Origin of the sequence: Myceligenerans crystallogenes (assembly GCF_039529775.1) — a bacterium.
In the GTDB taxonomy this organism is placed as follows: domain Bacteria; phylum Actinomycetota; class Actinomycetes; order Actinomycetales; family Cellulomonadaceae; genus Myceligenerans; species Myceligenerans crystallogenes.
In genome coordinates this window covers 49345-65269 of sequence record NZ_BAAANL010000004.1, presented here as the reverse complement: position 1 = coordinate 65269, position 15925 = coordinate 49345, and the positions used below count along the sequence as shown (strand labels likewise).

Annotated in this window: 16 protein-coding genes; 8 read left to right on the top strand and 8 right to left on the bottom strand. The window is 72.9% G+C overall.

The genetic code is table 11. The features are described 5' to 3' along the window. Window positions 1-83: 83 nt before the first annotated feature. From ABD208_RS10595 to ABD208_RS10585, 3 genes are all read right to left on the bottom strand, one after another. Entirely contained in the window at window positions 84-869 is a 786-nt protein-coding gene (locus tag ABD208_RS10595) for an aquaporin (RefSeq protein ID WP_344102434.1), read from the bottom strand. Beyond that, window positions 869-1282 (bottom strand): arsenate reductase ArsC, encoded by a 414-nt coding sequence (locus ABD208_RS10590; RefSeq protein ID WP_344102431.1) that lies wholly within the window; start codon window positions 1280-1282, stop codon window positions 869-871. Before ABD208_RS10590 ends, ABD208_RS10595 begins: the two co-directional genes overlap by 1 nt. A gap of 92 nt (window positions 1283-1374) precedes the next feature. Then, a complete protein-coding gene (locus ABD208_RS10585; RefSeq protein WP_344102428.1) occupies window positions 1375-2454 on the bottom strand; it encodes a metalloregulator ArsR/SmtB family transcription factor in 1080 nt (359 codons plus the stop codon). A gap of 142 nt (window positions 2455-2596) precedes the next feature. Here ABD208_RS10585 and ABD208_RS10580 point away from each other — a divergent pair, with 142 nt between their 5' ends. From ABD208_RS10580 to ABD208_RS10565, 4 genes are all read left to right on the top strand, one after another. Continuing rightward, window positions 2597-3097: a PH domain-containing protein gene (locus tag ABD208_RS10580; protein ID WP_344102426.1), complete on the top strand. Its 501-nt coding sequence runs from the start codon at window positions 2597-2599 to the stop codon at window positions 3095-3097. A 90-nt stretch (window positions 3098-3187) separates the two neighbouring features. Next, the gene (locus ABD208_RS10575) at window positions 3188-3907 is read left to right on the top strand and encodes an MOSC domain-containing protein (protein ID WP_344102424.1); all 720 of its coding nucleotides are present in this window, start codon (window positions 3188-3190) and stop codon (window positions 3905-3907) included. A gap of 302 nt (window positions 3908-4209) precedes the next feature. Beyond that, complete coding sequence (locus tag ABD208_RS10570; RefSeq protein WP_344102421.1) at window positions 4210-5637, top strand: cellulase family glycosylhydrolase; 1428 nt, start codon at window positions 4210-4212, stop codon at window positions 5635-5637. Window positions 5638-5796: 159 nt separating this feature from the next. Next, the gene (locus tag ABD208_RS10565) at window positions 5797-7227 is read left to right on the top strand and encodes a class-II fumarase/aspartase family protein (RefSeq protein ID WP_344102419.1); all 1431 of its coding nucleotides are present in this window, start codon (window positions 5797-5799) and stop codon (window positions 7225-7227) included. Window positions 7228-7256: 29 nt separating this feature from the next. Here ABD208_RS10565 and ABD208_RS10560 read toward each other — a convergent pair whose 3' ends face one another. Continuing rightward, window positions 7257-7856 carry an RNase H family protein gene (locus tag ABD208_RS10560; protein ID WP_344102416.1) on the bottom strand — a complete coding sequence of 200 codons (600 nt, stop codon included), beginning with the start codon at window positions 7854-7856 and terminating at the stop codon, window positions 7257-7259. A gap of 170 nt (window positions 7857-8026) precedes the next feature. Here ABD208_RS10560 and ABD208_RS10555 point away from each other — a divergent pair, with 170 nt between their 5' ends. The 3 genes from ABD208_RS10555 to ABD208_RS10545 all read left to right on the top strand — a co-directional run bounded on the left by ABD208_RS10555 (window position 8027) and on the right by ABD208_RS10545 (window position 10842). Beyond that, complete coding sequence (locus ABD208_RS10555) at window positions 8027-9172, top strand: VIT1/CCC1 transporter family protein (protein ID WP_344102413.1); 1146 nt, start codon at window positions 8027-8029, stop codon at window positions 9170-9172. Between the two features lie 481 nt (window positions 9173-9653). Then, window positions 9654-10517: an LPXTG cell wall anchor domain-containing protein gene (locus ABD208_RS10550; protein ID WP_344102411.1), complete on the top strand. Its 864-nt coding sequence runs from the start codon at window positions 9654-9656 to the stop codon at window positions 10515-10517. Between the two features lie 10 nt (window positions 10518-10527). Further along, window positions 10528-10842 carry a GNAT family N-acetyltransferase gene (locus ABD208_RS10545; RefSeq protein WP_344102409.1) on the top strand — a complete coding sequence of 105 codons (315 nt, stop codon included), beginning with the start codon at window positions 10528-10530 and terminating at the stop codon, window positions 10840-10842. Between the two features lie 26 nt (window positions 10843-10868). Here ABD208_RS10545 and pgm read toward each other — a convergent pair whose 3' ends face one another. The 3 genes from pgm to ABD208_RS10530 all read right to left on the bottom strand — a co-directional run bounded on the left by pgm (window position 10869) and on the right by ABD208_RS10530 (window position 13369). Next, the gene (gene pgm, locus ABD208_RS10540) at window positions 10869-12566 is read right to left on the bottom strand and encodes a phosphoglucomutase (alpha-D-glucose-1,6-bisphosphate-dependent) (protein ID WP_344102406.1); all 1698 of its coding nucleotides are present in this window, start codon (window positions 12564-12566) and stop codon (window positions 10869-10871) included. 51 nt (window positions 12567-12617) lie between these two features. Continuing rightward, window positions 12618-12938 carry a GNAT family N-acetyltransferase gene (locus ABD208_RS10535; protein ID WP_344102403.1) on the bottom strand — a complete coding sequence of 107 codons (321 nt, stop codon included), beginning with the start codon at window positions 12936-12938 and terminating at the stop codon, window positions 12618-12620. Between the two features lie 224 nt (window positions 12939-13162). Next, window positions 13163-13369, bottom strand: coding sequence for a hypothetical protein (locus ABD208_RS10530; protein ID WP_344102401.1), 207 nt, complete (start codon window positions 13367-13369; stop codon window positions 13163-13165). A 342-nt stretch (window positions 13370-13711) separates the two neighbouring features. Here ABD208_RS10530 and ABD208_RS10525 point away from each other — a divergent pair, with 342 nt between their 5' ends. Next, complete coding sequence (locus tag ABD208_RS10525) at window positions 13712-15097, top strand: glycoside hydrolase family 6 protein (protein ID WP_344102399.1); 1386 nt, start codon at window positions 13712-13714, stop codon at window positions 15095-15097. Window positions 15098-15193: 96 nt separating this feature from the next. Here the strand turns inward: ABD208_RS10525 and ABD208_RS10520 are convergent, their stop codons facing one another. Continuing rightward, complete coding sequence (locus ABD208_RS10520; protein WP_344102397.1) at window positions 15194-15907, bottom strand: TetR/AcrR family transcriptional regulator; 714 nt, start codon at window positions 15905-15907, stop codon at window positions 15194-15196. Window positions 15908-15925: the final 18 nt, after the last annotated feature.

The following is a 15925-nucleotide window of genomic DNA, read 5'->3' as shown; positions in this document are numbered from 1 at the left end:
CAGGCGTCGGCCGGGAGGCTGTGACGCCGTCCTGGCGGCCGCCCGGCGCCGCTCGTCGCGCGGCAGCGGCCGCCGTCAGGCGGTCACGGGCGGGGCCGGGGGAACAGCACCGCCGCCAGGGCGATCGCCAGGGCCCCGCCCGCCAGCTGGGCCGCGACGAACGGGAGCACCGACCCCGGGGCGATGCCCGCGAACGTGTCGCTGAAGACGCGGCCGACGGTCACCGCGGGGTTCGCGAAGGACGTCGAGGACGTGAACCAGTACGCGGCGCCGATCCAGGAGCTGACGGCGGCCGGGATCCAGACGGCGCGGTCGGTGCGGAGCAGGCCCAGGATCACGAGGACCAGCCCGGCCGTCGCGACCACCTCGGCGAGCAGGTGCGGAGCCGTGGCGCGCCCGGTCGTCGCGATCGCGGCCGGGACGCCGAACATGGCGTTCGCCAGCAGGGCCCCGCCGATCCCACCGGCAACCTGCGCCGCGACGTAGACCCCGAGCGCGGCCGGCCGCAGCCCGGACCCGTCGCCGCGCCCCGTGAACCAGTCCACCAGGCTCACGACAGGATTGAGGTGCGCGCCGCTCACCGGCCCGAGCACGGCGATCAGGACCGTCAGCCCCGACGTCGTGGCCAGGCAGTTCGCCAGCAGCTGCAGCCCGGCGTCGTCGGACAGCTCCGCGGCCATGATCCCCGAGCCGACGACGATCGCGACCAGCAGGCACGTCCCCAGCGCCTCGGCGATCGCGCGGCGCCAGAGCGCGGCCCTCGCCGGCGCGGGCGCCGGGACCGCCGGAGCGCTCGCACCGGCCGGGTCATCCGCCCCGGCGACGGCCGCGAGCAGGCCCGTCCCGGCCGTCGTCGTCCCCTTGCGCATCAGGCCACGGCCTCCACGCCGAGCTCCGCGATGAGGACACGCACGCGCTTCTCGATCTCGTCGCGGATGGGGCGCACGGCCTCGATGCCCTGGCCGGCCGGGTCCTGGAGGGCCCAGTCCTCGTAGCGCTTGCCGGGGAAGATCGGGCAGGCGTCGCCGCAGCCCATCGTGATGACGACGTCGGAGGCCTGGACCGCGTCCACGGTCAGCACCTTCGGCTGCTCGGCGCGGATGTCGATGTCCTTCTCCAGCATCGCCTCCACCGCGGTCGGGTTGATCCGGTCGGCGGGCTGCGAGCCCGCCGACCGCACCTCGACGGCGCCGCCGGACAGCGCGCGGAGGAACCCCGCGGCCATCTGGGACCGGCCGGCGTTGTGGACGCAGACGAAGAGGGCGGACGGGATGGTGCTCATGGGTTCTCCAAGGGGTTCTCGGTTCGGTCCCGGAGCTCGAGGCGCGCCGGGTTCGGCGTCCGGGGTTCGGCCCGGCGGACGTCGCGGGAGGGTCAGGCGAAGGTCTCGCCGGGCAGCAGCTCGGCCAGGAGCTCGCGCACGCGCCGGTCGAGCTCGTCGCGGATGGCGGCGACGCCGGCTGGCGACGCCAGGGCGGGGTCGCCCACCACCCAGTCCTCGTACCGCTTCCCGGGCAGCACGGGGCAGCTGTCGCCGCAGCCCATGGTGATCACCACGTCCGCGGCCCGGAGCGCGTCGTCGGTCAGCGGCTTGGGGAACGCGATCAGGGCGGCCTCGGGCCGGGGGATCTCGTCGAGCAGCCGCTGCACCGGAGCGTGCACCTCGGGAGCGGGTGCCGATCCCGCGGACCGCACGACGACCCGGGCGCCCGCGTAGTGCGCCGTGAGGGCGGCGGCGAGCTGCGACCGCCCGGCGTTCGCGACGCACACGAACAGGATCTGCGGCCGGTGCGCGGCGCCGTCGGGCCCCGCACCGTCCGGTTCGGCGACGACGGCGGCCGGGGCCCGGCCGGGCATGCCGGTGCCGGCCGGCTCGGCGGTGCCGGACGCCCCGCTGCCCTGGGTCTTCGCGATGTCGAGGAGCCGCTGGTGGGCGAAGTGCTCGGTCAGCGCCACGAGGTGGATCGGGATCCCGCCGCGTCGCGCGAGCGCCGCGTAGGACTCACGTACGACCGCCAGGCTGCGTTCCGGCGTGACGCCCGGGATCCGCGCGGCGAGCGAGGCGGCGAGACTGGTCAGCTCGCGGTCGACGTCGGTCAGCCCGGTGAGGTGCGGGGCGTCGCCGATGCTGACGGTCGCGGGTGCGAACTTGTCGAGCAGCGTCGTGACGGCGCCCCGGTAGCCGGGCTGGATCCGGTAGAGCACGTAGGTGCCGCGGCGCTCCGAGGACAGCAGGCCGACGTCGCGCAGCACCTTGAGGTGGTGCGACACGGTGGGCTGGGTGGCCTCGGTGAGGGTCGCGAGCTCCCCGGCCGACGCCTCGCCGTCGGGGCTGGTCGCGATGGCCGACAGCATGCGCAGGCGCAGCGGATCGGCGAGGGCCTTGAGGGTGTTCGCGACGGCGGTCGCGGCATCGGTGCCGATGGCGTGCCGGTCGGCGGCTGGTGCGCTCATGGTGCCCTCCCCTGTCTCCGCTGCATCTGGTTCACTGCATCTGGTTCACTGCATCGATCTCCATCTATATTGACACAGTTCGAATCAGGTTGCCAGCGGGCGAGTGCTCACCAGCCAGGGAATTCGTGGCAATATGCGACGCATGGGTCTGCGGGAAGAGCATCTGGCCGAGGGCGAGCACGTGATCATGGAGCTGCGGACGCATCGCAAGGTGCTGCTCAAGCCCGTGGTCTGGGTCGTCGTGCTGCTGGTCCTGGGTGTCGCGGGCTGGATCGCGGCACCGGTCTTCCGGATGGAGGGCTGGATCCCCTTGTTCGTCACCGGCGTCGTCGTGCTGCTCGCCCTCGCGGCGACCGTGCCGCCGTACCTGCGGTGGGTGAACACCACCTACATCATCACGAACCAGCGGGTCTCGCTGCGCACGGGCATCTTCACGCACACCGGCCGCGACATCCCGCTCTACCGGATCAACGACGTGACGTTCGAGAAGCAGCTGACGGACCGCATCTTCGGCTGCGGCACGCTCGTCATCTCGGACGGCTCGGACCGCGAGGGCATGGTGCTCGACGACGTCCCCGACGTCGAGACCGTGCAGCGCACGCTGCAGGACCTGGTGCGGAAGTCGGATCCGCGGGACAACTAGGGCCCGGATCCCCGGCCCGGCGGCCCGGCGGCCCGGCGGCCCGGCGGAAAATGGTGTCGGCGGCGCCCTGCCCGCTGGCAGGATGACCGCATGGGATCGATCCTCGCCGTCTGCCGTGTCCACGCCCTGCTGCCCGACGCCGGAACGGTCGGCGTGACCGCGATCGACAAGCGGCCGGTGCCCGCGCGGGTCAAGGTGCGGCAGCTCGGGCTCTACGCGGACGTCCAGGCCGATCGCGCGAACCACGGCGGGAGCGACCAGGCCGTGTACGCGTACTCGCAGGAGGACGCGGACCACTGGGCGGCCGAGCTCGGCCGGGAGATCACGCCCGGCCTGTTCGGCGAGAACCTGCGGACCGCGGGCCTCGGCGTCAGCACCGCCGTGATCGGCGAGCGCTGGCGGGTGGGCTCGGCGCTGCTGGAGGTCACCCAGCCGCGCACGCCGTGCGCGACGTTCCAGCGGCGCCTGGGCGAGGAGCGCTGGGTGCGGCGCTTCACCGCGGCGAACCGCACGGGCGCGTACCTGCGGGTCACCGAGCCGGGCGAGCTCGGAGCGGGCGACGAGATCGACGTTGTCCACGTCCCGGCACACGGCGTGCGGATCTCCGACTGGTTCGCGGCCTACTACTCGGCGGCCCGCGGCGTCGCCCCGCGCGAGGGCGAGAGGGGCGAACCGGAGCCGGCCCGGCTCGCCGACCTGTCCCGCCGTCTCCTGGCCGCGGAGGCCGCCGGCGACACCACACTCAGCCGCGAGATGCGCGAGCGCGCGCAGAAGGCGGTGGCCCAGGCCGAGGCCGTCTCCGCGAGGTAGTCCCTCCGGCCGCGCGGTGGTCCCTGACGCGGGGCCCTGCCGCGGGCTCTCGCGCGTCGTCGCGGGGCCGGGAGCATCGCCTCCCGCGCGGTTTTCGAAAACTCCTCGGCGGGGGTCCCGGAACTCGCGCAAGCGACCCGTGCCGGCCCCTGTCAGCGTGCGGTTTTCCAGTGTTTCCGCGCACTTAATCGCTTCATCACCTGGTGGCCGCCGGACGGCTCGGCCACAGTGGCGCCCGGGGTACGCGGAACCGCCGTCGGGCAGCGAGAGCCTGGCCTGCGTGCCCGGGAACGAGGACGTTCATGAGACTCACACGGAAGGGCCTGGCCGCGACGGCGGCCGGCCTGGTCGCGACAGCGGGCGTCGCCGCGATGCTCGCGACCGCGCCGCTCGCCTCGGCGGCAGGCGCCGCGCAGGCCGACGCCGGCGCCGCCGCCGCGGGCATCCACGTGTCCGGCGGGAAGATCGTCGAGGGCGACGGCACCCCGCTGCTGCTGCGCGGCACGAGCCACGCCCACACCTGGTATGCCTCGCAGACGCGGGCCTTCGCCGACATCTCCGCCTCGGGCGCCAACTCGGTGCGCGTCGTGCTCAGCGACGGCACCCGCTGGACGAAGAACGGCACCTCGGACGTGTCGAACGTCCTGAGCCTGTGCAACGCCGCGAAGCTGATCTGCGTGCTCGAGGACCACGACACCACGGGCTACGGCGAGCAGTCCGGGGCGTCCACGCTCGACACGGCCGCGAACTACTGGATCAGCCTGGCCTCCGTGCTCCAGGGCACCGAGGACCGGGTCATGATCAACATCGGCAACGAGCCGTACGGCAACCAGCAGGCGACGTACTCGAAGTGGGCGGCGGACACCTCGGCCGCGATCAAGAAGCTCCGCGCCGCGGGCCTGAACCACGCGATCGTCGTCGACGCCCCGAACTGGGGCCAGGACTGGTCCTTCACCATGCGCGACGCGGCCGCGACCGTCGCCGCGGCCGACCCGAACGGCAACACCGTGTTCTCCATCCACATGTACGGCGTGTTCGACACCGCCGCGGAGGTCACGGCCTACCTCGACGCCTTCACGAGCAAGGGACTGCCGATCATCGTCGGCGAGTTCGGCCACGACCACTCGGACGGCAACCCGGACGAGGCGACGATCATGTCGTACACCCGCCAGCAGAACATCGGCTGGTTCGCCTGGTCGTGGAGCGGCAACGGCGGCGGCGTCGAGTACCTCGACATGGTGACGAGCTTCGACCCGGCCCAGCGCACCTCGTGGGGCAACCGCGTCATCACGGGCGCCGACGGCTTCTCCGCGACGTCGGTCACGGCGAAGGTCTTCGGCGGCGGCTCGAACCCGAGCCCGTCCGTCACGCCGACGACGTCGCCGTCCCCGACGACCTCCCCGTCCCCGACGGTCTCCGTCCCGCCCTCGGGAACGCCGACGACGCCGATGCCGGTCCCCGGCTGCACCGCCACGCTGCGGGTCACGAACTCGTGGGGCGGCGGCTACCAGGCCGACGTGACCGTCACCGCGGGCTCGTCCGGCAAGAGCGGCTGGACCGTGACGCTCCCGTCCGGTACCACGGTGAACCAGCTGTGGAACGGCTCGCTCTCCGGCTCGACCGTGTCGAACGTCTCGTGGAACGGCAGCCTCCCGGCGGGTGGCACCGCGTCGTTCGGCTTCATCGGGAACGGCACCCCGCCCACCGCGGGCGCCCTCACCTGCAAGTGACCCGGACGGCCCGCGAGGTGGTGCGACGACGCACCGCCTCGCGGGGCGCGGCACCACGACGTGCGGGTATAACCGATGTGATGGTTAACATTCTCGAAACATTCGGCTAGGCTGTCCTCGCTCGCACCACTCGGCGAAACCCCAAGGGGACTCCAGAGAATGTCCGACGAATCGATTCGACGCTACACCGACGGCCGCGTACCGGAACCAGGCATCGCCCGCCTCTTCAGCGCGGAGAACAAGTACCAGCGCCGGCTCGACGTCGAGGTCGCCCTCGCCCAGGCGGAGGCGGAGATCGGGCTGATCCCCGCGGAGTCGGCCGCGGCGATCGAGCGCGCCGCACGGATCGAGAACCTGGACCTGGAGCGGATCGCCGAGGCCACCACGATGGCCAGCCACCCGCTCATGCCGCTCATCGACGAGCTGGCGCGGGTCGTCGGCCCGGAGCACGGCGAGTGGATCCACTGGGGCGCCACCACGCAGAACATCACGCAGACCGCGGACATCCTGGTGCTGCGCGACGCGCACCGCGCGATCGAGCGGCACCTCGCCACGACGCTGCGCGCCCTGTCCAAGCTCGCCGACGCCTCGGCCGCGGTGCCGATGCCCGGCCGCACCCACTCCCAGCACGCCGTGCCCGTCACCTTCGGCTTCAAGACCGCGGTCTGGATCGACGAGCTGACGGCCACCGTCGATCGGCTGGAACACCTCGAGGACCGGCTGTTCCGGGTGCTGATGGGCGGTGCCGTGGGCACGTTCGCCTCGTTCGGGCCGGACGGGCGGGCGGTCGAGCGCGGCGTCGCGGACCGGCTGGGGCTCGGCATCATGCCGGTGCCGTCGCGCGCGGTGAACGACGGGATGGTCGAGTTCGTCGTCGTCCTCGGGATGCTCGCGGGGACCGCCGGGAAGATCGGCAAGGACGTCTACGGCATGATGCAGCCCGAGTTCGGGGAGGCCTTCGAGGCGATCCCCGCGGGGACCGTCGGCAGCTCCACCATGCCGCACAAGCGCAACCCGCAGCTCGCCCTCGACGTGCAGGCGATGAGCGCGCAGCTGCGCGCCCTGACCGGGCCCGCGCTGGAGTCGATGCTCCACGACCACGAGGCGAACGGCGGGATGACCGCGCTCCTGGAGGACGTGCTGGCCCAGGCCGCGATTCTGGCGGGCGACCTCCTGGTGCGGCTCGGCGTCATCGCGTCGGGCCTGGAGCTCGACGAGGAGCGGATGCGCGAGAACCTCGCGCTGTCCGAGGGCCTGATGGGGTCCGAGTCGCTGATGCTCGAGCTCGGCGAGCGCATCGGGCGGCAGAGCGCGCACGAGGTCGTCTACGAGCTGGCGCAGGCCGCGGCCACCGGCGAGGCCTCGTTCCTCGACCTGCTGCTGGGCTGCGACGAGGTGCGCGCCCACCTGGGCGCCGAGCGGATCCGCCGGCTCGTCGACCCGTCGCGGTACCTGGGCGAGAGCGTCGCGATCGCCCACGACATGGCCCAGCGTGCGCGGACCGTCGCGGACCGGATCGAGTTCCGCGCGGAGGCGGAGGAGCTGGCGCGCATCGACACCGTGGAGGACGCGGGGCTCGTCGGGGCCTGACGCCCCGACGCCCGGCCGCCTGGAACCCGCTAGAACAGCGTCGCCGACTCCCAGGACGCGGGCGAATCCCGCCGGTCCGCGGCGGCCGGGGCGGGGTTCGCCGCGGGGGCTGCGCCGGCCGGCCGCGCGGTCCCGCCGTCGTCGGCGGGCGGCATGTCGCCGATGAGGAAGCTGTCGAGCCGGCCGCGTCCGGCGGACCACTCCGCGGCCGAGAGCTCGGCCAGGCGCCGGGCGCGCGCGTGCAGCGGGTTGTCGATGTGCCCGCGCACGTGCCGGAAGCGGACGGGGCCGGTCCGGGCGGTGACGGCGTCGTCCAGCGCGCGGACGAGATCGGCGTCGGGGACGACGTCGCCGGCCGACGTGCGCCAGCCGTTCGCCTTCCAGGACGGCAGCCACTCCGCGGCGACGCGGATGGCCTGCTGCGATCCCGACTCGACCAGCAGCGGCTCGCTGCCGGGATGCGCCTCGATGGCGCGCAGGACGGCGGTGAGACCGGCGGAGTTCTCGGTCCCGCTGGCGGCGCCGCCGGAATCGAAGTGCCCGTCCGTGTGGTCGATCCATGCCCAGCCGATGGCGCCCGGGTCCCCGACGGCGTCCCCGTGGGCACTGAGGATGATCACGGCGTCCATTGTGCCTTGTCGAGTGGTGTGCTCGATAGGGCGACACGGAATATGGGCGGGGTTGATCCGATTCCCGGCGCCGGGTTCGTACCTGCGAAGATTCCCGGGCCGGAATTCCGGAATCCGGCCGCCACTCGTTCCGGAACCCACGAACCGCCTTTCGTTGCGATCATGACGCCATGACCGGACCCACCCCGGCCGGGCGAGCGGCCGCATCGCATCCGTCGCGTCGTCGTACCGCGGCGGATCTGCGCAGGTGGCGGCGTTACCTGGCGGCCGAACGCGCCGAGGCCGGCTGGTACCGCGATCTCGCCCGACGCCGCCACGGCGAGGAGCGCGCGATCCTCCTGGCGCTCGCCGAGGCCGAGAAACGGCACGAGCAGCACTGGCTCGACCTGCTCGGGGACGACGTCGGGCGGCCCGTCCCCACCGAACTGCGGTTCCGGATCCTGGGATTTCTCGCCCGGCGGTTCGGCGGCGTGTTCGTGCTGGCCCTCATGCAACGGGCGGAGGCGCGCTCGGCGTATGCGCGCGACGCCGACGCGACCGCGACGATGGCCGCCGACGAGCAGATCCACGAGGAGGTGGTGCGCAGCCTCGCCACGCGCGGCCGGAACCGGATGTCGGGGACCTTCCGCGCCGCGGTCTTCGGCGCCAACGACGGCCTGGTCTCGAACCTGGCGCTCGTGCTCGGGATCGGGGCGTCCGGGGTGGCGCAGGAGACGGTGCTGCTGTCCGGCCTGGCGGGCCTGCTCGCCGGGTCGCTGTCCATGGGCGCGGGGGAGTTCGTGTCGGTGCGGTCGCAGCGGGAGCTGCTGGAGGCGTCGTCGCCGTCGCCCGACGCCGCCCACGCGCTGCCGCACCTGGACCTGGACGCCAACGAACTGGCCCTGGTCTACCGCGCCCGCGGGATGTCCGCCACGGAGGCGCAGATCAAGGCGGACCTGGCGCTGGCGGACGTGTCCGCCGCGGCCAGGGGAGTGAACCACCTGGTGGACGAGGCGCCCGGCGGCGAGGCCGGAGCTGAGGCCGACGAGCACGAGACGCACGGGACCGCCTGGGGCGCCGCGGCGTCGTCGTTCTGCTTCTTCGCCTCGGGCGCGCTGATCCCGGTGCTGCCGTACCTGTTCGGGCTGACGGGGCCCGTCGCCGTGGCGGTCGCGGCGAGCCTGGTCAGCGTGGCGCTGCTGGCGACCGGGGCGATCGTGGGCCTGCTGTCGGGGGCCTCGCCGATGACGCGGGCGGCGCGGCAGGTGGTCATCGGTCTCGGGGCCGCCGCGGCGACGTACGGGCTGGGCCTGGCTTTCGGAACAGTCGTTCCATAAAGCCTGACAAGAACTTTCTCCGTCGCGTTGCACAAAGTGTGAAATGGCCGCAGAGTGGTGAGCAGCTGCGCTCCCTCGGGACGCGTCGCCGGCAGACGGCCGGCACGTGGTGAGCCGGCTTCGGCCGACGGGACATCTCTGGGGGATGTGCCGCAGGACGGGGACGTGATCGCCGCTGGCCGGGGGTGGACGTCGGGGATGCCGCTGGGGGGTACCCCCGCCTGACGCCCGTACCGACGCAGGAAGCCCCGGGCCCGATCCGCCTCCCCGGATCGGGCCCGGGGTGCTGTCCGCAGCCGGGCGGCGGAGCCGGCGGGCCGGGGTAAGGGAAGGGTAGCTCCCGGTTAGGGTTCGGTGAAATCTCCAGAAAAGTCGGAGCGGACCGTGCATTTTGCTGGCATGTTTCGTCCGGGTTGTGAATGATGTTGTCCGGAAGTGTCTGAGGGCAGACCGGCCCGACGAAACAACCGGAAGGAACAGCATGCAGAAGAAGTTCAGCCGGCTCGTGACCACTGTGGTGGTGGCGGGCGGGCTCGTGGCCGCCGGCGGCAGCGCGGCGTTCGCGAGCGAGGACGCCGCCCCGGCACCCGAACCGACGACGACCGGCGACAACGCCACGGCCGAGGCGGAGGCGGACGAGGGGCTGGTCGGCGCGGTTCTCACGCTGGTCGGAGACGTCGTCCAGCCGTTGGACGACCCCACCGAACCGACCGACCCGGGCGAGGGCGGCGGCGGCACGATCCCCACGGACCCGCCGGTGGACCCGGAGCCCACGGACCCGCCGGTGGACCCGGAGCCGACGGACCCGCCCGTCGACCCGGAGCCGACGGACCCGCCGGTCGACCCGGAGCCCACCGACCCGCCGGTCGACCCCACGGACCCGCCCGTCGACCCCACCGACCCGCCCGTCGACCCGACGGACCCGCCGGTCGACCCCACCGACCCGCCGACCGAACCCACCGACCCGCCCACGGGCGGCACCGGTGGCGGCGGCGTCGTCGACCCGACGGAGCCGCCCGCGGACTCCGTCAACAACCCGATCGGCGGCGAGACGCCGGACGTCGACGTCGAGACCTCCGACGACGGCGTGACCGTCGAGGTCTCCGCGGTGACGCCGGCCGGCACGACGACCGACACCGAGACGGTCGCCGACGCGGGCCCGCTCGCGGAGACCGGCTTCGAGTCGGGCGCCGTCGCCGGCGTGGCCGGCGGCATGGTCCTGACCGGTGCCGCGCTCATCGCGGTGCGCCGCAGGTACCAGCGGGTCGAGGCCTTAGATCTCGCTGATCCACCCAGGGCGTACGACGCCGGGCCGGCCTCGTGCCGACCCGGCGTCGTCGTGTGACGATGTCGCCATGAGCAACAACCTGGCCGTGACCGTCGTCGACAACCCGGCCGAGCACCGGTTCGAGGCACGGCTGCCCGACGGCACGCTCGCGGGGCTGGCCGCCTACGAACGGGACGGCGGCACCGTGATCTTCACGCACACCGAGGTCCCGTCCGAGTACGAGGGACAGGGCATCGCCTCCCGGCTCGCGCACGACGCGCTCGCGATCGCTCGCGGCAACCACGACCGCATCGTGCCGCTGTGCCCGTTCTTCCGCCGCTACGTGCGGAACCACGCGCCGGAGTACGACGACATGCTGGTCACCGTCCCGCCGGCCGAGTAGGCCCTTCCCACGACGACGGCGCGGGCTCAGGTCAGTGCGTTCGCCACGACCTCCCTGGCCGCCGCCTGCACCTCGGTCAGGTGCTCCGCGGAGACGAACGACTCGGCGTAGATCTTGTAGACGTCCTCGGTTCCCGAGGGGCGGGCCGCGAACCAGGAGTCGGCGGTCGTGACCTTCAGGCCGCCGATCTTCGCGCCGTTGCCGGGCGCCTCGGTCAGCTTCGCGGTGATCGGCTGCCCCGCGACCTCGGTCGCGGTCACGTCCGACGGCGACAGGGCGGAGAGCGCTGCCTTCTCCTCGCGCGAGGCGGGGGCGTCCACGCGTGCGTACCAGGACTCGCCGTACTCCGCGACGAGCTCGGCGTGGTGCTGCGAGGGCGTCCTCCCGGTGGTGGCCAGGATCTCCGAGGCGAGCAGGGCGAGCAGCAGCCCGTCCTTGTCGGTGCTCCACACGCGGCCGTCGCGGCGCAGGAACGACGCGCCGGCGGACTCCTCGCCACCGAACGCCACCTCCCCGGTCAGCAGGCCGGGCACGAACCACTTGAATCCGACGGGCACCTCGACGACCTTCCGCCCCAGGCCGCCCGCGACCCGGTCGATCAGCGACGACGACACGAGCGTCTTGCCGATCGCCGCGCCGTCGCCCCAGTCCGGCCGGCCGCCGGAGAACAGGTAGCGGATCGCCACGGCGAGGTAGTGGTTCGGGTTCATCAGGCCGCCGTCGGGCGTCACGATGCCGTGCCGGTCGGAGTCGGCGTCGTTCCCGGTGGCGATGTCGTAGGGCGCGGGGCCCGACGACGCCGCGTCCGTCGTCGTCCCGCGCATCGTCGCGACCAGCGACGCCATGGCCGACGGCGACGAGCAGTCCATCCGGATCCTGCCGTCGTGGTCCAGGGTCATGAACGCCCACCGCGGGTCGACCTGCGGGTTCACGACGGTCAGGTCGAGGTCGTAGCGCTCGCCGATCGCGCCCCAGTACTCCACGGACGCCCCGCCCAGCGGGTCGGCGCCGATGCGCACCCCGGCCGAGCGGATCGCCTCCAGATCCAGGACGGAGGCGAGGTCGTCGACGTAGGTGGTGAGGAAGTCGTGCCGGTGCGTCGTCCCCGCGGCGAGCGCGGCCTCCAGGGAGATCCGCGGGACCGTGGCGATGCCGCCGGCGAGGATCTCGTTGGCGCGGTCCGCGATGCGACCGGTCGCGTCCGACCCGGCCGGCCCGCCGTGCGGCGGGTTGTACTTGAACCCGCCGTCGCGGGGCGGGTTGTGGCTGGGCGTGACGACGATGCCGTCGGCCAGGCCCGGGCCCGACGTGCGCACCCCGGCCTCGGTCAGCGCCTCGTTGTGCAGCAGGATCGACTGCGAGACGGCGGGCGTGGGCGTGTACGAGTCGCGGGCGTCGATCATCACCGTGACCCCTGCCGCCGCCAGCACCTCCAGGGCGGTCTGCCACGCGGGCAGCGACAGGGCGTGGGTGTCCCGGCCGATGAACAGGGGGCCGTCCGTTCCCTGCTCGCGGCGGTACTCGACGATCGCCGCCGTGGTGGCGACGATGTGGGCCTCGTTGAACGCTCCGTCGAGGCTCGAGCCCCGGTGCCCGGAGGTGCCGAAGACCACCCGCTGGGCGGGGTTCTCCGGGTCCGGTCGGAGGTCGTAGTAGGCGCCGACCACACGGTCGACGTCGATCAGATCAGCTTCTTGAGCGACAGTTCCGGCGCGCGGGTGCATGACACCGATACTGCCAGGTCGGCGGCGTGATCCGGGGACGGCCTGCGGCGCTCAGCCCACGAGCGGCGCGTACTCGGGATGCTTCTCGATGTACTCGGCCACGTACCAGCACTGCGGGTCGACCTTCTTGCCCGCGTCGCGGGCCGCGTCCAGCGCGGTCCGGGCGAGCCGCGCGGCGATGCCGTGCCCGCGGTGCCGCGGGTCGACGACGGTGGAGGGCATGGTGATCGTGTCGCCGTCGGTCTGGTACTCGAGGTACCCCACGACCGTTCCGCCGGCCAGGCGGGCCTCGTAGCGTCCGGCGCCGGCGTCGTCGACGATCTCGTACTCGTCGTTGCCCCGCCGTTCCTCCTGCTCGTGCTGCGTGGTCATCGGGCCAATGTACGGATCGGTGGGGTTGATCGCCATGATCGACATCACTCCTGGTAGCAGCGTGGCTTCGGATGGGCTTGGCGGGGGCGGGAAGGGCGGCGGGGGCCGGGAGGGAAGGGAGAGAAACGGACCCGGACGTCGTTGTCCGGGCCCGTCAGCCTGAGATGTTGCCGCCGGTGAGGCCCTCGTGTCGAGACCCTGGGCGCAACAGGTGGGATCGCGTTCTACCAGCCCGGGCCGAAGAAGAGGGCCGGGTCGAGCGCCGCGATCGAGACGCAGACGGCCGTGGCGGCCGAGCCGATGCCGGCCATGGTGAGGAACCGGCGGCGGCCGTAGCCGCCGAGGTCCAGAAGCTTCGCCGGGCCGTCGGCCCGTGAGCGGTCCAGGGTCCAGTGCGCGCTCCGCGCGGTCGAGCTCTTCGAGTGCGTCACGTTGCTGACCTCCGGGGGCTGTAGGGCTCGGGGGCTGCCTGCGTGGTGCTGTGCAGTGCTGCTCTTCGGCCGGGTGGCGGTACCTGCGAGGTACCGGTGACCGGCCGTCCTCTTCAGTTGGCCGGCGCCCCGTGCGGGGCGCCGTGGGAAAACTGTTACACAGATTCATGACAATGTGAAGTTGTACGACACGTCGCCCTGCTGGCGGGTTCTTCCACGTGAAGGGCATCTTGTGGTGGCGGCTTTCCGCGTCCGTTGGGTACCTAAACGCTTTACCCGGTGCCGTTGCGGGGCCGGCGGTCCGTACCTTGCGGTCGAACGGCATCGATCGAAGGAGATCCCATGCGTACCTCGAGTACCCGACGCCGGGCGAGGTGGGCCGCACTGGCAGCCATCATCTCGCTGGGCACCGGAGGCGCCCTCGCGGCGGCGACCGCCGGCGCGACCAGCGCCGCTGCCGCCACCGGCTGTGAGGTCCAGTACCGCATCACCAATTCGTGGGGCGGCGGCTATCAGGCCGACGTCACGCTCAAGAACCTCGGCGACCCCGTCTCCGGGTGGAACCTCACCTGGCAGTTCGCCTCCGGTCAGGCCGTCACCCAGGCATGGAACGCCCAGGTGACCCAGTCCGGGACGAGCGTCCGGGCGACGAACGTCAGCTGGAACGGAAACCTTGGCACCGGCGCGTCGGCGTCGTTCGGGATGATCGGCAGCGGCTCGGCCGCCGTCCCGGCGTCGTTCGCGATGAACGGCACGACGTGCACGGGCGGTGTCAGCGGTGGCACGCCGTCGGCGTCGGCGTCGTCGTCCCCGTCGGTCAGCCCGTCCGTGAGCCCGACGCCGTCCGTGAGCCCCTCGCCGTCGGTCTCGCCCTCGCAGCCGACCGAGACGAGCGGCTTCCTCGTGGACACGGCGAACCAGTCCTACGCGGCCTGGCAGGCGGCGTCGGGCACCGACAAGGACCTGCTGGCGAAGATCGCGCTGACGCCGCAGTCCTACTGGGTGGGTAACTGGGCCGACGACGAGCACGCGCGCGCGGAGGTCGTGGACTACACGTCCCGCGCCGTGGCGGCGGGCAAGACCGGCATCCTCACGATCTACGCGATCCCGGGCCGCGACTGCGGCAACCACTCGGGTGGCGGTGTCGCGGAGAGCGAGTACGCCGCGTGGATCGACACGATGGCCTCGGGCATCCAGGGCCGTCCCTACGTGATCCTCGAGCCCGACGCGCTCGCCATGCTCGGCGACTGCTCCGGGCAGGGTGACCGGGTCGGTTACCTCAAGTACGCCGCGAAGGCCCTGGCCAACAAGGGTGCCCGCGTGTTCGTCGACGTGGGCCACTCGGCCTGGCTGAGCCCGAGCGAGGCGGCGCGCCGCCTGAACCTGGTCGGGTTCGACGGCGTGGCCGGCTTCGCGCTCAACGTGTCGAACTACCAGACGACGGCGAACTCGCGGGCCTACGGCGAGCAGGTCTCGTCGATGATCGGCGGGCGTCCGTACGTCATCGACACCTCGCGCAACGGCAACGGCCCCGGCGGCGACTGGTGCAACCCGTCCGGCCGTGCGCTGGGCGACAAGCCGGCCCTCGTGAACGACAGCTCCAACCTGGAGGCGTACCTCTGGGTGAAGCTGCCGGGCGAGTCGGACGGCGCGTGCAACGGCGGCCCGGCCGCCGGCCAGTGGTGGCAGCCCATGGCACTGGAGCTGGCGCGCAACGCCCACTGGTGATCCGCCGCTGAGCCGGTGAGGCACCGATGAGGCAGACCCCCGGTCACGGTTGATCCGTGGCCGGGGGTCTGCTGCATCGCGGGGCGGGCCGGCGGCTCAGTCCCTGGTGGTGACGAGGAGGCCGACCAGGTCGTTGAGCGGGTCGTGGCCGGCCGCGGCGTCGTCGTCCCCCGGGGCGTGCGCGAACGCCTGCCGGCGGGCGCAGTGCTGGTGGGTGGCGAACAGCAGGTCGACGGCCGCCTCGTCGTCGACGACGAAGCGGAGCCCGAGGGTCTCGAGGATCCCGGCCAGGAGCTCCGAGACCTCCTGCCGGACGGCGGAGTCGTGGGCCGCGACCAGTTCGGCGACCCGGGCGTCGCGCATGGCGAGGAGCTGCAGCTCGGCGTGCAGCATGGTCCACTGGCGGGCGTCGTCCGGTTTCTCGGCCACCATCGCGCCCAGGACGTGCGCGATGGCGTCGCGGTGGATCCTGCCGCCCTCGATCGTCTCCGGGTCGAGGGAGTGCGCCGCGGACTCCAGGGCGGCGAGCTGCCGGCGCTTGAGCCGGTCGGCGAGGGCGAGGAAGAGGGCTTCCTTGCTGTCGAAGTTCGAGTAGAACGCCCCCCGGGTGAACCCCGCGGTCTCGCAGATGACCTCGATCGACGCGCCCTTGATGCCGTCGCGCGCGAACACCGCGTACGCGGCGTCGAGCAGGCGGGCGCGGGTGCGCTCGCGGCGGGGCGTCAGCGGGGTCAGTGCGGCCAGGGCGCGCTCGACCGGCGTCTCCGGCTCGGCTCCGGCGCCGTTGTCGGGCAGCGGTTCGGCGGTCACGGGTCTCCTCGTGTGGAT

Bases quoted from the DNA above. Each gene is read 5' to 3' on its own strand.
- ABD208_RS10595 (WP_344102434.1), bottom strand. From the start codon at position 869: ATGCGCAAGGGGACGACGACGGCCGGGACGGGCCTGCTCGCGGCCGTC.
- ABD208_RS10590 (WP_344102431.1), bottom strand. From the start codon at position 1,282: ATGAGCACCATCCCGTCCGCCCTCTTCGTCTGCGTCCACAACGCCGGC.
- ABD208_RS10585 (WP_344102428.1), bottom strand. From the start codon at position 2,454: ATGAGCGCACCAGCCGCCGACCGGCACGCCATCGGCACCGATGCCGCG.
- ABD208_RS10580 (WP_344102426.1), top strand. From the start codon at position 2,597: ATGGGTCTGCGGGAAGAGCATCTGGCCGAGGGCGAGCACGTGATCATG.
- ABD208_RS10575 (WP_344102424.1), top strand. From the start codon at position 3,188: ATGGGATCGATCCTCGCCGTCTGCCGTGTCCACGCCCTGCTGCCCGAC.
- ABD208_RS10570 (WP_344102421.1), top strand. From the start codon at position 4,210: ATGAGACTCACACGGAAGGGCCTGGCCGCGACGGCGGCCGGCCTGGTC.
- ABD208_RS10565 (WP_344102419.1), top strand. From the start codon at position 5,797: ATGTCCGACGAATCGATTCGACGCTACACCGACGGCCGCGTACCGGAA.
- ABD208_RS10560 (WP_344102416.1), bottom strand. From the start codon at position 7,856: ATGGACGCCGTGATCATCCTCAGTGCCCACGGGGACGCCGTCGGGGAC.
- ABD208_RS10555 (WP_344102413.1), top strand. From the start codon at position 8,027: ATGACCGGACCCACCCCGGCCGGGCGAGCGGCCGCATCGCATCCGTCG.
- ABD208_RS10550 (WP_344102411.1), top strand. From the start codon at position 9,654: ATGCAGAAGAAGTTCAGCCGGCTCGTGACCACTGTGGTGGTGGCGGGC.
- ABD208_RS10545 (WP_344102409.1), top strand. From the start codon at position 10,528: ATGAGCAACAACCTGGCCGTGACCGTCGTCGACAACCCGGCCGAGCAC.
- pgm (WP_344102406.1), bottom strand. From the start codon at position 12,566: ATGCACCCGCGCGCCGGAACTGTCGCTCAAGAAGCTGATCTGATCGAC.
- ABD208_RS10535 (WP_344102403.1), bottom strand. From the start codon at position 12,938: ATGACCACGCAGCACGAGCAGGAGGAACGGCGGGGCAACGACGAGTAC.
- ABD208_RS10525 (WP_344102399.1), top strand. From the start codon at position 13,712: ATGCGTACCTCGAGTACCCGACGCCGGGCGAGGTGGGCCGCACTGGCA.